Annotated in this window: 18 protein-coding genes; 8 read left to right on the top strand and 10 right to left on the bottom strand. The window is 72.4% G+C overall.

All coding sequences use genetic code 11. The annotated features are described in order from the left end of the window. Window positions 1-12: 12 nt before the first annotated feature. From OG338_RS10495 to hutU, 3 genes are read right to left on the bottom strand one after another with little or no spacing between them, the layout of a single operon-like run. Window positions 13-1,398: a formimidoylglutamate deiminase gene (locus tag OG338_RS10495; RefSeq protein WP_405937055.1), complete on the bottom strand. Its 1,386-nt coding sequence runs from the start codon at window positions 1,396-1,398 to the stop codon at window positions 13-15. Then, window positions 1,389-2,600, bottom strand: coding sequence for an allantoate amidohydrolase (locus tag OG338_RS10500; protein ID WP_405940380.1), 1,212 nt, complete (start codon window positions 2,598-2,600; stop codon window positions 1,389-1,391). The genes OG338_RS10495 and OG338_RS10500 overlap by 10 nt, the downstream gene beginning before the upstream one ends. Before the next feature lie 26 nt (window positions 2,601-2,626). Then, window positions 2,627-4,306 carry a urocanate hydratase gene (gene hutU, locus OG338_RS10505; protein ID WP_405937056.1) on the bottom strand — a complete coding sequence of 560 codons (1,680 nt, stop codon included), beginning with the start codon at window positions 4,304-4,306 and terminating at the stop codon, window positions 2,627-2,629. Between the two features lie 234 nt (window positions 4,307-4,540). Here hutU and OG338_RS10510 point away from each other — a divergent pair, with 234 nt between their 5' ends. The 4 genes from OG338_RS10510 to OG338_RS10525 all read left to right on the top strand — a co-directional run bounded on the left by OG338_RS10510 (window position 4,541) and on the right by OG338_RS10525 (window position 6,696). Next, on the top strand, window positions 4,541-4,948 hold the full coding sequence (locus OG338_RS10510) for a hypothetical protein (RefSeq protein ID WP_405937057.1): 408 nt from the start codon (window positions 4,541-4,543) through the stop codon (window positions 4,946-4,948). Next, window positions 4,945-5,727 carry a transcriptional regulator gene (locus tag OG338_RS10515; protein ID WP_405937058.1) on the top strand — a complete coding sequence of 261 codons (783 nt, stop codon included), beginning with the start codon at window positions 4,945-4,947 and terminating at the stop codon, window positions 5,725-5,727. Before OG338_RS10510 ends, OG338_RS10515 begins: the two co-directional genes overlap by 4 nt. Before the next feature lie 38 nt (window positions 5,728-5,765). Beyond that, complete coding sequence (locus OG338_RS10520; RefSeq protein WP_405937059.1) at window positions 5,766-6,221, top strand: roadblock/LC7 domain-containing protein; 456 nt, start codon at window positions 5,766-5,768, stop codon at window positions 6,219-6,221. Between the two features lie 100 nt (window positions 6,222-6,321). After that, window positions 6,322-6,696, top strand: a complete 375-nt coding sequence (locus tag OG338_RS10525) for a hypothetical protein (protein ID WP_405937060.1) — start codon at window positions 6,322-6,324, stop codon at window positions 6,694-6,696. Window positions 6,697-6,734: 38 nt separating this feature from the next. Here OG338_RS10525 and OG338_RS10530 read toward each other — a convergent pair whose 3' ends face one another. Beyond that, the gene (locus OG338_RS10530) at window positions 6,735-7,580 is read right to left on the bottom strand and encodes a MurR/RpiR family transcriptional regulator (RefSeq protein ID WP_405937061.1); all 846 of its coding nucleotides are present in this window, start codon (window positions 7,578-7,580) and stop codon (window positions 6,735-6,737) included. A 187-nt stretch (window positions 7,581-7,767) separates the two neighbouring features. Between OG338_RS10530 and OG338_RS10535 the strand changes: the two genes are divergently transcribed. Beyond that, a complete protein-coding gene (locus OG338_RS10535) occupies window positions 7,768-8,193 on the top strand; it encodes a hypothetical protein (RefSeq protein ID WP_405937062.1) in 426 nt (141 codons plus the stop codon). 281 nt (window positions 8,194-8,474) lie between these two features. Here the strand turns inward: OG338_RS10535 and OG338_RS10540 are convergent, their stop codons facing one another. Beyond that, window positions 8,475-9,881 (bottom strand): cystathionine beta-synthase, encoded by a 1,407-nt coding sequence (locus tag OG338_RS10540; RefSeq protein ID WP_405937063.1) that lies wholly within the window; start codon window positions 9,879-9,881, stop codon window positions 8,475-8,477. A 164-nt stretch (window positions 9,882-10,045) separates the two neighbouring features. Between OG338_RS10540 and OG338_RS10545 the strand changes: the two genes are divergently transcribed. The 3 genes from OG338_RS10545 to OG338_RS10555 all read left to right on the top strand — a co-directional run bounded on the left by OG338_RS10545 (window position 10,046) and on the right by OG338_RS10555 (window position 13,542). After that, window positions 10,046-11,077 carry an SGNH/GDSL hydrolase family protein gene (locus OG338_RS10545; protein ID WP_405940381.1) on the top strand — a complete coding sequence of 344 codons (1,032 nt, stop codon included), beginning with the start codon at window positions 10,046-10,048 and terminating at the stop codon, window positions 11,075-11,077. 156 nt (window positions 11,078-11,233) lie between these two features. Next, on the top strand, window positions 11,234-12,454 hold the full coding sequence (locus tag OG338_RS10550) for an acetyl-CoA C-acetyltransferase (RefSeq protein ID WP_405937064.1): 1,221 nt from the start codon (window positions 11,234-11,236) through the stop codon (window positions 12,452-12,454). 263 nt (window positions 12,455-12,717) lie between these two features. Further along, complete coding sequence (locus OG338_RS10555; RefSeq protein ID WP_405937065.1) at window positions 12,718-13,542, top strand: hypothetical protein; 825 nt, start codon at window positions 12,718-12,720, stop codon at window positions 13,540-13,542. A 43-nt stretch (window positions 13,543-13,585) separates the two neighbouring features. Here OG338_RS10555 and OG338_RS10560 read toward each other — a convergent pair whose 3' ends face one another. From OG338_RS10560 to OG338_RS10580, 5 genes are all read right to left on the bottom strand, one after another. Continuing rightward, window positions 13,586-13,942 carry a hypothetical protein gene (locus tag OG338_RS10560; RefSeq protein ID WP_405937066.1) on the bottom strand — a complete coding sequence of 119 codons (357 nt, stop codon included), beginning with the start codon at window positions 13,940-13,942 and terminating at the stop codon, window positions 13,586-13,588. Window positions 13,943-14,028: 86 nt separating this feature from the next. Beyond that, window positions 14,029-14,901, bottom strand: coding sequence for a Bax inhibitor-1/YccA family protein (locus OG338_RS10565; RefSeq protein WP_405937067.1), 873 nt, complete (start codon window positions 14,899-14,901; stop codon window positions 14,029-14,031). Between the two features lie 162 nt (window positions 14,902-15,063). Further along, on the bottom strand, window positions 15,064-15,222 hold the full coding sequence (locus OG338_RS10570) for a hypothetical protein (protein ID WP_405937068.1): 159 nt from the start codon (window positions 15,220-15,222) through the stop codon (window positions 15,064-15,066). Between the two features lie 84 nt (window positions 15,223-15,306). Further along, window positions 15,307-15,477 carry a hypothetical protein gene (locus tag OG338_RS10575; protein ID WP_405937069.1) on the bottom strand — a complete coding sequence of 57 codons (171 nt, stop codon included), beginning with the start codon at window positions 15,475-15,477 and terminating at the stop codon, window positions 15,307-15,309. 45 nt (window positions 15,478-15,522) lie between these two features. Then, window positions 15,523-15,690, bottom strand: coding sequence for a hypothetical protein (locus OG338_RS10580; protein WP_405937070.1), 168 nt, complete (start codon window positions 15,688-15,690; stop codon window positions 15,523-15,525). Between the last annotated feature and the right edge of the window lie 20 nt (window positions 15,691-15,710).

Below are 15,710 nucleotides of genomic sequence, written 5' to 3' on the forward strand. Positions count from 1 at the left end.
CCGGGGTGCCGGTCAGGGCCGCAGTGCGCCGATGGCCTGGGCGAGTGCTTGCGGGACGTCGTCGACCAGCGTGTGCCGCCCGTCGCGTACGAGGTGGCGCCCCGCCACCACGGTGTGGCGGACGTCCGCCGCGGAGGCGGCGAATACGGCGGTCTCGGCTGCCAGCCGTGGCACCGGACCCGCGGTTCTGACGGAGTCGAGCGCGATGGTCACCAGGTCGGCGGGGGCGCTCGCCTCGATGACGCCCGCTTCGGGCCGGCCGAGCGCGGCGTGGCCGTCGGCGGAGGCGGCGCGCAGCAGGGCGGCGGCCGTCCAGTGGCCGCGCCTGCGGGTGCGCAGGCGTTCGTCCAGCTCCATCGCGCGGGCCTCCTCGAAGAGGTCGATCACCGCGTGGCTGTCGCTGCCGAGCGAGAGCGGGGAGCCGGCGTGCTGGAGGGCGGCCGCGGGGCCGATGCCGTCCGCGAGGTCCCGTTCGGTCGTCGGGCACATGCAGGTGCCGGTGGACGTGGTGCCGATGAGGGCGATGTCCTCGTCGGTGAGGTGGGTGTTGTGGACGCCGGTGGTGCGGGGTCCGAGGACGCCGTGGTCGGCGAGGAGCCGGGCCGGGGTGCGTCCGTGGGCGGCGAGGCAGGCGTCGTTCTCGGCGGTCTGCTCGGAAAGGTGGACGTGCAGGGGGGCCTGCCGCTCCTCGGCCCAGCGGGCGACGGTGGCGAGCTGCCCGGCCGGGACCGCCCGCACGGAGTGGACGGCGGCGCCGATGACCGTGCGGTCGTCGCCCTTGAGGAGGGCGGCGCGCTCGGCCCAGGCGTCGGCGGTCCCGTCGCTGAAGCGCGCCTGGTGCCGGTCGGGCGCGCGGTAGTCGTCGGGACCGGAGCCGAATCCGGCGGAGAGGTAGGCGGTGTCGAGCAGGGTGATCCGGATGCCGGCCGCGCGGGCGGCCGCGATCAGGGCCTCGCCCATGGCGTTGGGGTTGTCGTAGGGCGTGCCGCCGGGCGCGTGGTGCAGATAGTGGAATTCGCCGACCGCGGTGATGCCGGCGAGCGCCATCTCCGCGTACACCGCGCGGGCGAGCGCGTAATAGCTGTCGGGCGTGAGCCGGGACGCGACCTGGTACATGGTCTCGCGCCAGGTCCAGAAGGTGCCGGAGCCGACCTGGACGGTGGAGCGCAGGGCGCGGTGGAAGGCGTGCGAGTGGGTGTTGGCCAGGCCGGGCAGGGTGAGCCCGCGCAGCGCGGTGGCGCCGGGCGGCGCCGCCTCCACCCCGGTGCGTACGCGGGCGATCCGCCCGTCGGACACGTCCAGGGCGACGCCCGGCTCGACATGGGTACCGAGCCAGGCGTGGGACAGCCAGTACGTCTCGGTGACGGGTGTGCCCGTCGCCTCCGTCGTCAGCGGCACGCGAGACCTTCCAGTACGTCGGCGAGTGCGGTGACCCCGGCCACGCAGTCGTCCTCGGCGGCGTGTTCGGCCGGTGAGTGCGAGATCCCGGTCGGGTTCCGTACGAACAGCATGGCGGTCGGGACCGAAGCGGACAAAATACCCGCGTCGTGCCCGGCGCCGGTGCCGAGCACGGGGACCGGGCGCCCGGTGCCGCGGGCGGAGCCCTTGAGCAGGGTGGACAGCTCGTCGCGCAGGGCGTGCCGGAATTCGACCACGGGCGTGAACGACTCGCGGACGACGTCGAGATCGATCCCGGCCCGGTCCGCGTGCTCCCGGGCCGCGCGCTCGACGGCGGCGACGACCGTGTCCAGGGTGTCCTGGTCGGCGGCGCGCGAGTCGAGCCAGCCGCGCACGAGGGACGGGATCGCGTTGACCCCGTTGGGCTCGACGGCGACCTTGCCGAAGGTGGCGAGGGCGCCCGCGAGTTCCGCTTCCCGCCGGGCGGCGATGACGGTCTCGGCGTACGTGAGCATCGGGTCCCGGCGGTCGGCGAGCCGGGTGGTGCCCGCGTGGTTGGCCTCGCCCCGGAAGTCGAACCGCCAGCGGCCGTGCGGCCAGATCGCGGAGGCGATGCCGACCGGGTCGCCGGAGAGGTCGAGGGCGCGGCCCTGCTCGACGTGGAGTTCCACGAAGGCGCCGATCCGGGCGAGCCGTTCGGGGTCGGGCCCGATGGCGTCGGGGTCGTGCCCGGCGGCGGCCATGGCCTGCGGGAGGGTGACGCCGTCCGCGTCGCGCAGCCGGTGCGCGGCCTCGACGGTCAGCTGCCCGGCGGCGAGCCGGGAGCCGACGCAGGCGAGGCCGAACCGGGCGCCCTCCTCGTCCCCGAAGTTGGTGATGGCCAGCGGCTTGGTGAACTCCACTCCCCTGCGGCGGAGTTCATCGAGCGCGGCGAACGAGGAGACGACGCCGAGCGGCCCGTCGAAGGCGCCGCCGTCGGGCACGGAGTCCAGGTGGGAGCCGGTGACGACGGCGTCCCCGGCGAGCGGGTCCCCGAGCCAGGCCCACTGGTTGCCGTTCCGGTCGGTCTCCGGGGTCAGCCCGCGCGCCTCGGCCTGCGCCCGGAACCACTCCCGGCAGTCGGCGTCGGCCCCGGTCCAGGCGTACCGCCGGTATCCCCCGCTGTCGGGGTGCCGGCCGATGGGGGCCAGTTCGGCCCACATGGCCTGGAAGCCGGACGGTTCAGGTGTCACGCGTCCTCCCGCATCGGTACGCGCACGTCCTTGTCCCGGGCCACGGAGTCCGCGATGTCGTACCCCGCGTCCACGTGCCGGATCACCCCCATGCCCGGGTCGTTCGTCAGCACCCGGCGGATCTTCTCGCCGGCCAGCGGTGTGCCGTCCGCGACGGTCACCTGTCCGGCGTGGATGGAGCGGCCCATGCCGACCCCGCCGCCGTGGTGGAGGGAGACCCAGGACGCGCCGGACGCCACGTTGACCATGGCGTTCAGCAGCGGCCAGTCGGCGATCGCGTCGGAGCCGTCGAGCATGGCCTCGGTCTCGCGGTACGGGGAGGCGACGGACCCGCAGTCCAGGTGGTCGCGCCCGATCGCCAGCGGTGCCGCCAGCTCGCCGCTCGCCACCATGTCGTTGAAGCGCTCGCCGGCCCGGTCGCGTTCGCCGTAGCCGAGCCAGCAGATGCGGGCGGGCAGGCCCTGGAAGTGGACGCGCTCACCGGCCATCCTGATCCAGCGGTGCAGGGACTCGTTCTCCGGGAAGAGTTCGAGCAGCGCCTTGTCCGTCTTGTGGATGTCGGACGCCTCGCCGGACAGGGCGGCCCAGCGGAACGGGCCCTTCCCCTCGCAGAACAGCGGCCGGATGTACGCCGGTACGAAGCCGGGGAAGTCGAAGGCCCGCTCGTATCCGGCGAGCTGCGCCTCGCCCCGGATCGAGTTGCCGTAGTCGAAGACCTCGGCGCCGGCGTCCATGAAGCCGACCATCGCCTCGACGTGCCGGGCCATCGACTCGCGGGCCCGCTGGGTGAAGTCGGCGGGCTTCTCGGCGGCGTACGAGGCCATGTCGTCGAAGTCGACGCCGGCCGGCAGGTAGGCCAGCGGGTCGTGCGCGCTGGTCTGGTCGGTGACGATGTCGATCGGGGCACCCTCGGCGAGCATCCGGGGCAGCAGCTCCGCCGCGTTGCCCAGGAGGCCGATGGAGAGCGGGCGGCGGGCGTCGCGGGCCTCGACTGCGAGCTGGAGCGCGTGCTCCAGCGATTCGGCCCTCACGTCCAGGTAGCGGTGTTCGATGCGGCGCTCGATGGCGCGCGGATCGCAGTCGATGCAGATCGCGACGCCGTCGTTCATGGTCACGGCGAGCGGCTGGGCGCCGCCCATGCCGCCGAGCCCGGCGGTCAGGGTGATCGTGCCGGCCAGCGTCCCGCCGACCCCGCCCTTGCCCATTGAATGCAGCTTCGCGGCGACGGCGGCGAAGGTCTCGTAGGTGCCCTGGAGGATGCCCTGGGTGCCGATGTAGATCCAGGAACCGGCGGTCATCTGGCCGTACATGGTGAGCCCCAGCGCCTCCAGGCGGCGGAACTCCTCCCAGTTCGCCCAGTCGCCGACCAGGTTGGAGTTGGCGATCAGGACGCGCGGCGCCCACTCGTGCGTCTGCATGACGCCGACCGGGCGGCCGGACTGGACGAGCATCGTCTCGTCCTGCTTGAGCGTGCGCAGCGTACGGACCATCGCGTCGAAGGAGCGCCAGTCGCGGGCCGCCTTGCCGGTGCCGCCGTAGACGACGAGCTTGTCCGGGTGCTCGGCGACCTCGGGGTCCAGGTTGTTCTGGAGCATCCGCAGGGCGGCTTCCTGCTGCCATCCCAGGGCGGTCAGTTCCGTACCGCGCGGCGCCCGTACGGGGCGGGGTCCTGACATGGCGGTGCCTCCTCGCGACTGTGATTTTTCTATTCACATCTTGAGTGGATGAATACGTCCAGTCAACAGGCGGGGCCGAGGGGCCTCCCCGGCACGTCAGAAGCCGTGCGCGGCGGGGCGTTCTCCGCCCGCTTCCCGCATGTACCGATGGAAAATGCCAGAACCTCCACCAGGAGAGAGCACGATGCGTAACCTCAGGGTCACAGCCGAACGCCGTGTCGGAGGGGAATCCGCGTGCCCGGAATTGACGAGTGCCTGCTCGACGTCATGAGACTGCCCGGTGCCAGGGGCGCCGCCGTTGTCGACTGGACGAGCGGTCTGGCCCTCGGCACCGTCGGCGACTCGCCCAACGGCGATCACGAGGCCACCGCGGCGGAGACGGCGGAGGTGGCGCGGATGGCGGCCGAACAGCCCGTCTTCGCCCTCGGTTCGCCGGAGCCGGCGGCGGGCGGGGCCGGGAGCGCTCCCCCGGTCGAGGACGTCATCGTGACCACCCCGGCCGGGTACCACATCCTCCGGTTCGTGGCGACGGACTTCGACAGCAGCGTCTTCCTCCACCTGTGGCTGGACCGCGCCGAGGGCAATCTCGCGCTGGCCCGGATACGTATCGGCGAGATCGCCGAGCGGCTGGTCCTCGCATGACCGCCGCAGCCCTCGCGGACGAGACCGCGGCGCCCGTGCTCTCCCCGATGCTCCAGCGGCTCGCCGCCGAACGGGCCACCGGCGCCCTGATGCGCGACCGGGGCACGCTGTATCTCGCGGACGGCGAGGTCGTCCACGCCGAGTCCCCGGCGACGCCCGGGATCGACGTCCTGCTGACCCGGGGCGGGGCGCTGCGCCGCGAGGGCTGGTGGGACGCGGTCGCGGAGGCGGGGGCCGGGCAGCGGGTCGGCCGGCATCTCGTGGACAGCGGCCGGGTGCCGGGCGGCGCGCTGGAGCTGTGCCACCTGGGCGCCCTGTACGACGCGGCGTTCTTCGCCCTCGCGCCGACCCGGACCCCGGCGCGCTTCCGGTACGGGGTCGCGCACTGGATCGGCCCCGTGCGGCCGGTCCCGGTGGACGCCGTGCAGCGCGAGACCCTGCGGCGCCGCGAACTGCTGGACCGGATCTGGCCGGACGCCGCGGTGGACACCGCCCCGCTGACGCGGACGGGCCGGCCGCCCGACGCGCCCGTGCCGGCCGTCCGGCGCCGCGTGCTGGAGCGCGTGGACGGGGTGCGTACGGCCACCGGCATCGCGCAGGAGCTCGGCAGGTCGGCGTTCCACGTCCTGGTCGACCTGCGACGGCTCGCGGCGGCCGGACTGGTCGAGCCGGTGGCGCCGGGTACCCCCGACCCGGGCCGGATCGCGTTCCCCGAGGTCACGGCCGACCCCGACGTCGCCCTGCTGCGCCGGCTCCGAGACGCATTGGAGGCCCTGTGATACGCGCGCTCAGACAGCGTGCCGGAAGGAGACAGCTGATGGTGCCCGAAGCCGAAGCGCAGGACGTCCTCGCGGAGCTCCAGCGGTTACGGGCGCGGGTCCCGCTCCTCTCCGGCGCGCTGGCGGCCAGCACCGACGGGCTCGTCCTGGCGCACGACACCCCGGGCGTGGAGGCCGAGGGGGTCGCCGCCCTCACCGCCGCCGCGCTCGGCGTCGCCATCCGGATGACCGAGGCGACCGGGCGGAACGGCTTCCGCGAACTCCTCGTGCGCGGCGAGGACGGCTACATCGCGACGTACGCGGCAGGGTCCCAGGCCGTCCTGACCCTGCTCGCCGAGGACCGGATCAACGTCGGCCGGCTCCATCTGGAGGGCCGCCGGGCCGGCTCCCGTATCGGCGGACTGATCGACGGCGCACTGGCCCGGGCCCCGCGGCCGGCCCCCGCGCCCCGCACCCCGCAGCAGCCGGGCGCCCTCCCGCAACGCCCCACCTGAGCCCCACCGGAACCACCGGAACCACCGGAACCACCGGCATCACCCGCACCACGTAACGGAACCGGCCGCAGTGGCCGGTCAGAGAAAGGGAGCACCACTCATGGCGAACACCGAAGCGTCACTCAAGGAAGCGATGTCGTCCATCGAGGGCACCACCGGTGTCGCCCTCGTGGACTACACGAGCGGCATGGCGCTGGGCACGCTCGGCGGCGGCAAGGACTTCAACCTGGAGGTCGCGGCGGCCGGCAACACCGACGTCGTACGCGCGAAGCTCCGCACGATGGAGCACCTGGGCATCAAGGACGAGATCGAGGACATCCTCATCACCCTGGGCACCCAGTACCACCTGATCCGGCTCCTCAAGGCCCGCGGCAACAACGGCCTGTTCCTCTACCTGGTCCTCGACACCGGCCGCTCGAACCTGGCGATGGCCCGCCACCAGCTGAAGAAGATCGAGGCGGACCTGGAGGTCTGAGCGGGCCGGGGCGGGACCGGGGCGCCGGTCCCGCCCGGTCACTCCATGAACAGCCCCCGTGCCGCCGCCCCCGCGTCGAACTCCTCCAGCCGGGACTGGGCGTCCGGGAGCGCGTCGCACATCGCCTCCAGGAGGACGCGGCCCAGCAGCATGGGGGCGCAGGCGGTGTCGAAGGCCAGGCCGGTGCCGACGGCGGCCGGGATGAGCAGGTCGCTGTGGCGGGCGACCGGGGCGAACGCGGAGTCGGCCACGGACACCACCGTGAGGCCCCGGCCCCGCGCGTACGCCAGGGCGTCCACGACCTCGCGCGGGTGGCGGGGCAGCGCGAAGCAGATCAGCGCGCTCGCCCCGGCCCGCCGGGCGGCGTCGATCCGGTCGTGCAGCATGCTGCCGCCCTCGTCCAGCACCCGGACGTCCGGATGCACCTTCGCCGCGAAGTACCCGAACCCGCGCGCCTGCGAGGACGCCGCGCGCAGCCCGAGCACCGGCAGCGGACGGGACGCGGCGAGCAGCCGGCCCGCCCGCTCGACGGGGCCCGGGTCGGCGAGGAGTCCGGCCAGGTGGCGCAGGTTCTCGATCTCCCCGAGCACCGCCTGCTGGTACTCGTTGTACGTCTCGTCGCCCTCGCCCGCCGCCGCCCCGGCCGGGGCGACCTCGCGCAGGTGCTTGCGCAGCGCCGGGTAGCCGTCGAAGCCGAGGGCGACGGCGAACCGGGTGACGGACGGCTGGCTGACCCCGGCCAGCTCGGCCAGCTCGACGCTGGAGAGGAACGGGGCGTCCCCGGCCCTGCGCACCATCGAGTGCGCGATGCGCCGCTGCGTGGGCGTGAGCCGGCGCCCCTCGAACAGCTCCTGCAACCGCGCGGCCGGGCTGCTCCCGCTCATCCTGTCCCCTCGGTAGATCCGCCGCGCCGGGGCCGGCGCCGGCGAATCCATTCAGCCAGCAAGGTGTCTGCATGTCCATATGCGGCCGGGCGGGTCACGACCGGGCGTTCGGCGGCCGGGGAAAAGGCCCGGAATCGGGGGGCTAGCCCCACTGTCCGGACCGCCCCGGCTCCGTACCGTAGGAACCATGGACGCACCCGACACCGAGCTCGACAGGGAGCTCAAGGCGACTTTGCAGGCCCGCGGCGAGCTGGGGGCCGACTACGACTCCGCGCTCGTCGAGTCGTTCCTGGAGAAGGTGGAGCAGCGGCTCGACGCCACGCTCGACCGCAGGGTCCGGCGGCATCTCGCCGAGGAGCGGACCGCCGTCGCGCGGGGCGCCCGCACCCCGGAGCGCCCGCCGGGCAACTTCGGCGAGCGCTACGGCTTCGGCGTCGTGTCCCTGGTCCTGGCCGTCCCGCTGTCCGCGATCGGCGCCGCGAACGCGGGCATCGGCGGGCTCGTCGTGGCCTGGCTCGGGATCGTCGGCGTCAACGCCTTCCAGGCCGGCCACGGCAGGCGGCTGTTCCGGAGCCGCGAGGAGCGGCGGACGGCCTCCGACTGGGAGGACTGAGCCTCACATGGAACGACGGTAGTCGCGGGGACCGCCGCACCCCCGGTTTCCCAGGGGGCGGGACGACGGCGGTCCCCGCGAGGGACGCGGTCCGGGTCAGGGCCGGGTGACGCGTCCGGGCGACGGTGGAGGTCCGGGAGCCGCTCCGTAGTCCGTTGTCGCCGTTCCGGTGCCGGCGGGTCTCCCCGCCGGCATCCACCAATGTGCCCGAGCCGTGTTAAGCCGGTGCTGCGCGCACGTGACGCGTACGTACCGTTTACGCGAAGCGCGCGGCCGCCCGGCTACTTCGCGACGCCCGGGGCGTTCTTCGCCAGGTACGCCAGCAGGTCCTGGCGGCTGACGACACCCTTCGGCCTGCCCTCCACCAGCACGATCGCCGCGTCCGCCGCGCCGGTGCCGCCGAGCACCGCCATCAGGTCCTCGACCGGCTCGCCGGAGCCGACCTGCGGCAGCGGCGGCGACATGTGCTTCTCCAGCGGGTCGCTGAGCGAGGCGCGCTGGGCGAACAGCGCGTTCAGCAGCTCGCGCTCCACGACCGAGCCGATGACCTCAGCGGCCATCACGTCCGGGTGCCCCGCGCCGGGCTTCACGATCGGCATCTGCGAGACGCCGTACTCGCGCAGTACGTCGATCGCCTCGCCGACCGTCTCCTCCGGGTGCATGTGGACGAGGGTGGGGATCGGCCCCTCCTTGTGGTTCAGGACGTCCGCGACCCGCGCCGAGGGACCGCCGTCCTCCAGGAAGCCGTAGTCCGCCATCCACTCGTCGTTGAAGATCTTCGACAGATAGCCGCGCCCGCTGTCCGGCAGCAGGACGACGACCACGTCCTCGGGGCCGAGCCGCTTCGCGACCTCCAGGGCGCCCACGACCGCCATTCCGCAGGAGCCGCCGACCAGCAGCCCCTCCTCCTTGGCGAGCCGGCGGGTCATCTGGAAGGAGTCCTTGTCGGACACGGCGACGATCTCGTCGGTGACCGTCCGGTCGTACGCCGTCGGCCAGAAGTCCTCGCCGACGCCCTCCACCAGATACGGCCGGCCGGAACCGCCGGAGTAGACCGAGCCCTCCGGGTCCGCGCCGACGACCTGGACCCGGCCGTCGCTGGCCTCCTTCAGATAGCGGCCGGTGCCGCTGATCGTGCCGCCGGTCCCGACGCCCGCCACGAAGTGGGTGATCTTCCCCTCCGTCTGCTCCCACAGCTCGGGACCGGTGGTCTCGTAGTGCGAACGCGGGTTGTTCGGGTTGGAGTACTGGTCGGGCTTCCAGGCTCCCGGCGTCTCACGGACCAGCCGGTCGGAGACGTTGTAGTACGAGTCGGGATGCTCGGGGTCGACCGCCGTGGGGCAGACGACGACCTCGGCTCCATAGGCGCGCAGCACGTTGATCTTGTCCGTGGACACCTTGTCCGGGCAGACGAAGACGCACTTGTACCCCTTCTGCTGCGCGACGATCGCCAGGCCGACGCCCGTGTTGCCGCTCGTCGGCTCGACGATCGTGCCACCGGGCTTCAGCTCGCCGCTCTGCTCGGCGGCCTCGATCATGCGCAGGGCGATGCGGTCCTTGACCGACCCGCCGGGGTTGAAGTACTCGACCTTGGCCAGGACCGTCGCCTGGATGCCGGCCGTGACACTGCGCAGCCTCACCAGCGGGGTATTGCCTACGAGACTGATCATCGAATCGTGGTATCGCACCGTGTACTCCGGGGTCTCCGAGATGGTCCGGCAAGCGTATGCGTACGGGCACGGGATTGGGTGACGCGATTGAACGACGGGCGGTAGCGGGCAGGTAGCTCTGTGTACGGCTCTACTGCGGTACGTGGGACGAGGAGGTGGACCGGACTGTGTCGACGGCGAGAGTGGCACGGCGGATCGCGGCGGGCGCGGCCTACGGCGGGGGCAGCATCGGGCTGCTGGGCGCCGCGGCGGTGGGCGTCCTGCTGGCGGAGGTCCAGCTGGCGAAGCGGCAGGTGGGCGGCGGTACCGCGCCGGTCCCGCCGAGCGCGGACGGACGGTACGGAGTGGCGTTCACGGGCCCCGCGGAGCCCTTGCGCCTGGGGCTGCTCGGGGACTCCACGGCGGCCGGGCAGGGGGTGCGGCGGGCCGGGCAGACCCCGGGGGCGCTGCTGGCCTCGGGGCTCGCGGCGGTGTCCGAGCGGCCGGTGGACCTGCGCAACGTCGCGCTCCCGGGCGCCAGGTCGGACGATCTGGAGCGGCAGGTCTCGCTGCTGCTCGCGGACCCGGCGCGGACGCCCGACGTGTGCGTGATCATGATCGGGGCGAACGATGTGACGCACCGGATGCCCGCGACCCAGTCGGTGCGCTGCCTGACGACGGCGGTGCGCAGGCTGCGGACGGCCGGGGCGGAGGTCGTCGTCGGGACCTGTCCGGACCTGGGGACGATCGAGCCGGTGTACCAGCCGCTGCGCTGGCTGGCCCGGCGGGTGAGCCGGCAGCTGGCGGCGGCTCAGACGATCGGCACGGTGGAGCAGGGCGGCCGCACGGTGTCGCTGGGCGACCTGCTGGGCCCGGAGTTCGAGGAGAACCCGCGGGAGCTGTTCGGCCCGGACAACTACCACCCGTCGGCGGAGGGGTACGCGACCGCGTCCATGGCGGTGCTGCCGACGCTGTGCGCGGTGCTCGGCCTGTGGCCGGAGTCCGACCGGCTGGACGGCGCCCGGCGCGAGGACATGCTGCCGGTGGCCAAGGCGGCCTCCCAGGCGGCCAACGAGGCCGGTACGGAGGTCACCGGGGCCCGGGCGCCCTGGGCCCTGCTCAAGCACCGCAGGCGGCGGCGTCTGCCCGCCGCCACGGAGCCCCATCCGCACCCGCACCCGGAGCCCGGGGGGTCGACGCGGGTGGACCGCCACAGCGACGAACCGAGCCGATGACTGAGCGCTCGCTTAGAAAAGAGGCCCGCATCACACGCCGGGCCGGGTGACCCGGGCGCTACGTCCGGGTAATTTCCAGAGCAGTCGTGCCGTACCGCCGGGCCTGCCCGATCCCTCGGGCAGCCGGTCCGCCCTCAGCCCCCATGGAGCCGCGTGATGCCCGAAGCCGTGATCGTCTCTGCCGCCCGTTCGCCCATCGGCCGGGCCTTCAAGGGCTCGCTGAAGGACCTGCGCGCGGACGACCTGACCGCGACGATCATCCAGACCGCGCTGGCCAAGGTCCCCGAGCTGGACCCGAAGGACATCGACGACCTGATGCTCGGCTGCGGTCTGCCCGGCGGCGAGCAGGGCAACAACCTGGGCCGCGTCATCGCCGTGCAGATGGGGATGGACCACCTTCCCGGCTGTACGGTCACCCGCTACTGCTCGTCCTCGCTCCAGACCAGCCGCATGGCCCTGCACGCCATCAAGGCCGGCGAGGGCGACGTCTTCATCTCGGCCGGTGTCGAGATGGTGTCCCGCTTCACCAAGGGCAACTCGGACAGCCTGCCGGACACGCACAACCCGCTCTTCGCGGACGCCGAGGCCCGCACCGCGGCCCGCGCCGAGGAGTCCGGTGCGAGCTGGCACGACCCGCGCGAGGACGGCCTGGTCCCGGACGCCTACATCTCGATGGGCCAGACCGCGGAGAACCTGGCCCGGCTGAAGGGCGTGACGCGTCAGGACATGGACGAGTTCGGCGTACGGTCGCAGAACCTCGCCGAGGAGGCCCTGAAAAACGGCTTCTGGGAGCGCGAGATCACCCCGGTGACCACGCCGGACGGCACCGTCGTCTCCAAGGACGACGGGCCGCGCGCGGGCGTCACGCTGGAGGGCGTCCAGGGTCTGAAGCCGGTCTTCCGCCCGGACGGCCTGGTCACCGCGGGCAACTGCTGCCCGCTCAACGACGGCGCCGCCGCGCTCGTGATCATGTCCGACACCAAGGCGCGCGAGCTGGGCCTGACCCCGCTCGCCCGGATCGTCTCCACCGGCGTCTCCGGCCTCTCCCCGGAGATCATGGGCTACGGCCCCGTCGAGGCCAGCAAGCAGGCGCTGAAGCGGGCCGGGCTGACCGTCGGCGACATCGACCTCGCCGAGATCAACGAGGCGTTCGCCGCCCAGGTCATCCCGTCCTACCGCGACCTCGGCCTGCCGCTGGAGAAAGTCAACGTCAACGGTGGCGCGATTGCTGTCGGCCACCCCTTCGGCATGACCGGCGCACGCATCACCGGCACGCTGATCAACAGCCTCCAGTTCCACGACAAGCAGTTCGGCCTGGAGACCATGTGCGTCGGCGGCGGCCAGGGCATGGCCATGGTCATCGAGCGCCTGAGCTGAATCGGGCGTCCGAGCTGATCAGACCGGGTTTTGGGGCCCTGCGGGCCACCGAGCCCCGACCGTGACCGAATCTCCCCCAGGATGTGATGTATCTCCTGGGGGAGAGTCGTTTTCGCAGGTCACACCTACAACAGCGGTTTACACAGGGCCCAAAGTCCTGTCCATTTCGTGACGTAATGCACTGACACATGGTGCCGTCAGGGCACAAGCTGATGTAGGAAGTCGGGGGATCGATTGAAACCGGGAGTATGTCAGTGAGCGCCATGCCTATTGCCCTGTTGCTGACCACCGCCGCTGCCACGGCTGTGGGCGCCGCTGCTCTGCACGCCGCTCACGGACTGCGCAGGCAGGTCTCGGCGCTCCGGAAGGAGCTGGCCGACGGTCGCGCCCGTACAGCCGCTGTACCCCCTCAGACCCGTCACGACACCACCTCCGCCGAAGAAATACGCGCGGCCGTCGCCGAGGCGCTGGCCGAGGAGCGCGAGCGGGAGCTGGCCGAGGCCCGCGCGTTCTGGGCCTCGCAGGAGGCGCGCGACGCCGCCGACGCCCCGTCCCTGCTGGGCGGGCTGGCCGGGCTCGGCGAGGACGCCCCGTTCTTCATGCCGCGCCAGAGCGACTTCGCCGGCCTGGATTCGATGGACGTCGACGCGGCCGAGGCGCTGGACGAGCTGACCGAGCTGGCGGAGCTGCCGGAGTCGGAGTTCGCCGAGGACTCCCCCGAGCTGGCCGCGGCCCGCCGCCGCCACCCCTCGCACCCCGACTTCGTCCCCGTACAGACGCCCGTCGTCACCGACCACGAGCGCACGGTGAACCGCCTGGAGGAGCTGGCGGACAGCCGCACCGAGCTGTCCGACGTGCGCCCGGGCCCGCTCGGCACGCTCGACGTGTACGTGTTCGCCGACGGTACGACGCTCTGCATGACCCCCGGCCACCGCGAGACGGCCGAGCGCCTGGCCGAGTCGCTGCGCGCCGGCGAGCACCCGGTGCTGCTGGGCGGCTCCGGCGTCTCGGGGGCGTACGCGCTGACGTTCTCCTGCGGCCGGGAGAACGTGTACATACTCGCCGACCGCGTCATAGCGAGCTTCTGAGCCCGCACGACGCCGGTCCCCGGCTTTTACCGGCTTTACGTTTCTACGGGGAGGCCGCCGCCTCCCCGCCGCGCCGCGCGCCCTGCGCGAAGGCCCGCGCGGCCGCTTCCTCGACGCATCGCACGGCCTCGTCCAGCTCTTCGGACGGGGCCGTTTCCAGTGCCGCGGCCAGGTCCCGGCCGGCCACCGCGAGCTGGTCGCCGACGGCGAAGACCCCGGCGTCCGGCATGACCCGGGGCTCCCGGCCCGGCTCCTCGGCGCGCTGGGCCCTCGCCGACAGCTCACGCGCGGCGGCGAGGCCCTGGGCCGCCGCTCCCCGCTGGAGCCTGCTCTGCGGGGCGGCGCGCAGCCGGTCGGCGAATCGGTCCACGGCGATGATCAGCGGGGTCGTATCGAGCACCCCGCGACCCTATCGCCGTACACACGGAAGCGGCCCGCGGCCTCCGGAGGGAGACCGCGGGCCGCTCACGCGTGCGCCGGGGGCGATCAGTCGTCGCCGCTGAGGATGGAGAGCAGGCGCAGCATCTCCAGATAGATCCACACCAGGGTCATGGTGAGGCCGAAGGCGGCCAGCCAGGACTCCTCGCGCGGAGCGCCGTACGCGATGCCGTCCTCGACCTGCTTGAAGTCGAGGGCCAGGAAGCAGGCGCCGAGGATGATGCCGATGACACCGAAGAGGATGCCGAGGCCACCGCTGCGGAAGCCGAGGCCGTCACCGCCGCCGAAGACGGCGAACAGCAGATTGACGGCCATCAGGAGCATGAAGCCCATGGCGGCGGCCATCACAAAGCCGTAGAACCGGCGGGTGACGCGAATCCAGCGCATCTTGTACGCGAGCAGCACACCGGCGAAGACACACATGGTGCCCATCACCGCCTGCATCACGACACCGGGCCCGATGTACGTGCTGACCGCGCTGGAGATGACGCCGAGGAAAACACCCTCAAAGGCGGCATACGCGATGATCAGCGCGGGTACGGGCTTGCGCTTGAACGACTGGACGAGCGACAGCACGAACGCGATGAGCGCGGCGCCGATGGCGATGCCGTACGACTTGTTGAGATTCGCCTCGTCCACCGGCAGCAGCGCCCAGGCGAGCGCGGCACCGAGCACGACCGTGCCCAGCGTCATCGCCGTGCGGGTGACGACGTCGTCGATCGTCATCGCGCCGGTACGGGCCGGTGCGGGGGCGCCCGTGGGGGCGTAGGGGTTGGTCGCGTACGGGTTCGGTGCGGTGCCCTGCGCGTACGGGTTGGCACCCGCTGCGGGGGCCCCGGCCTGCGGCGCCGCGTTGAAGCCCGCGTAACCGTTGTCGCGGCTGAAGCCCCGTCGCGAGAAGACCGGGTTGCTGCTCCTCATCTCACTCCTCCATGGCCACCCAGCGTGGCCTTCCCACAAGAGTAATGGGTAGGCAAAGCAATCGGTCCAGTACCGAAGGAGGATCTTTCCGGCCGCGCGTCCGCCTTCGGTGTCGTCACGGCGCAGGGCACTGACGACGTCCGAAGGCGGTGGCGCACGGGCTCAGAAGCAGTTGAGCGTGAGCGTGCAGATGCTGAGCGTGGGCGTGAAGGTCACGGTGGCGATCGGAACGGCCTTGTCGAGCTCGGCGGCGTCGTTCAGCACGGCTTCCGGGCTGGCGTAGGCGGTGTAGCCGCCCATGAGTTCAGTGGCGGAGTCCATCATGTCCGGGCGTCCTTTCGGTGTGTGGAGACGGCAGACGGCCGGCCCGGCCGCAGGGGCCGGACCGGCCGTGTCATGCCTCGGTCACTTGATGGTGACGGTGATGCTGACGGTGATGCTGACGGTGACGATGCTGATGGTGATGATGCTCTGCTGCTCCTCGGCCACCCCGGCCTCGGCCAGGTCCTTCAGCGCGGCGTTGGGCGTGGTGTAGGCGGCGTAACCGCTCATCAGGTCGGCGTCAAAGGACTTCATGGCAGATCGTTCCCTTCGCTCGAAACAGGTGGCAGGGGGCAGAGGTCACTTGTTGGTGACGGTGACCATGGAGGCGATGGTCACCGTGAGACCGATGGACAGGCCGAGCGAGAAGGACTGCGCCTCGTCCTCGACGCCGGTGGCGGCCAGGTCCTTCAGCGCGGCGTTCGGCGTGGTGTAGGCGGCGTAGCTGCTCATCAGGTCGTGCGACATGGTGGTCTCCCTCGGTGTAA

It is taken from the genome of Streptomyces sp. NBC_00726 (assembly GCF_045161735.1).
GTDB lineage: Bacteria > Actinomycetota > Actinomycetes > Streptomycetales > Streptomycetaceae > Streptomyces.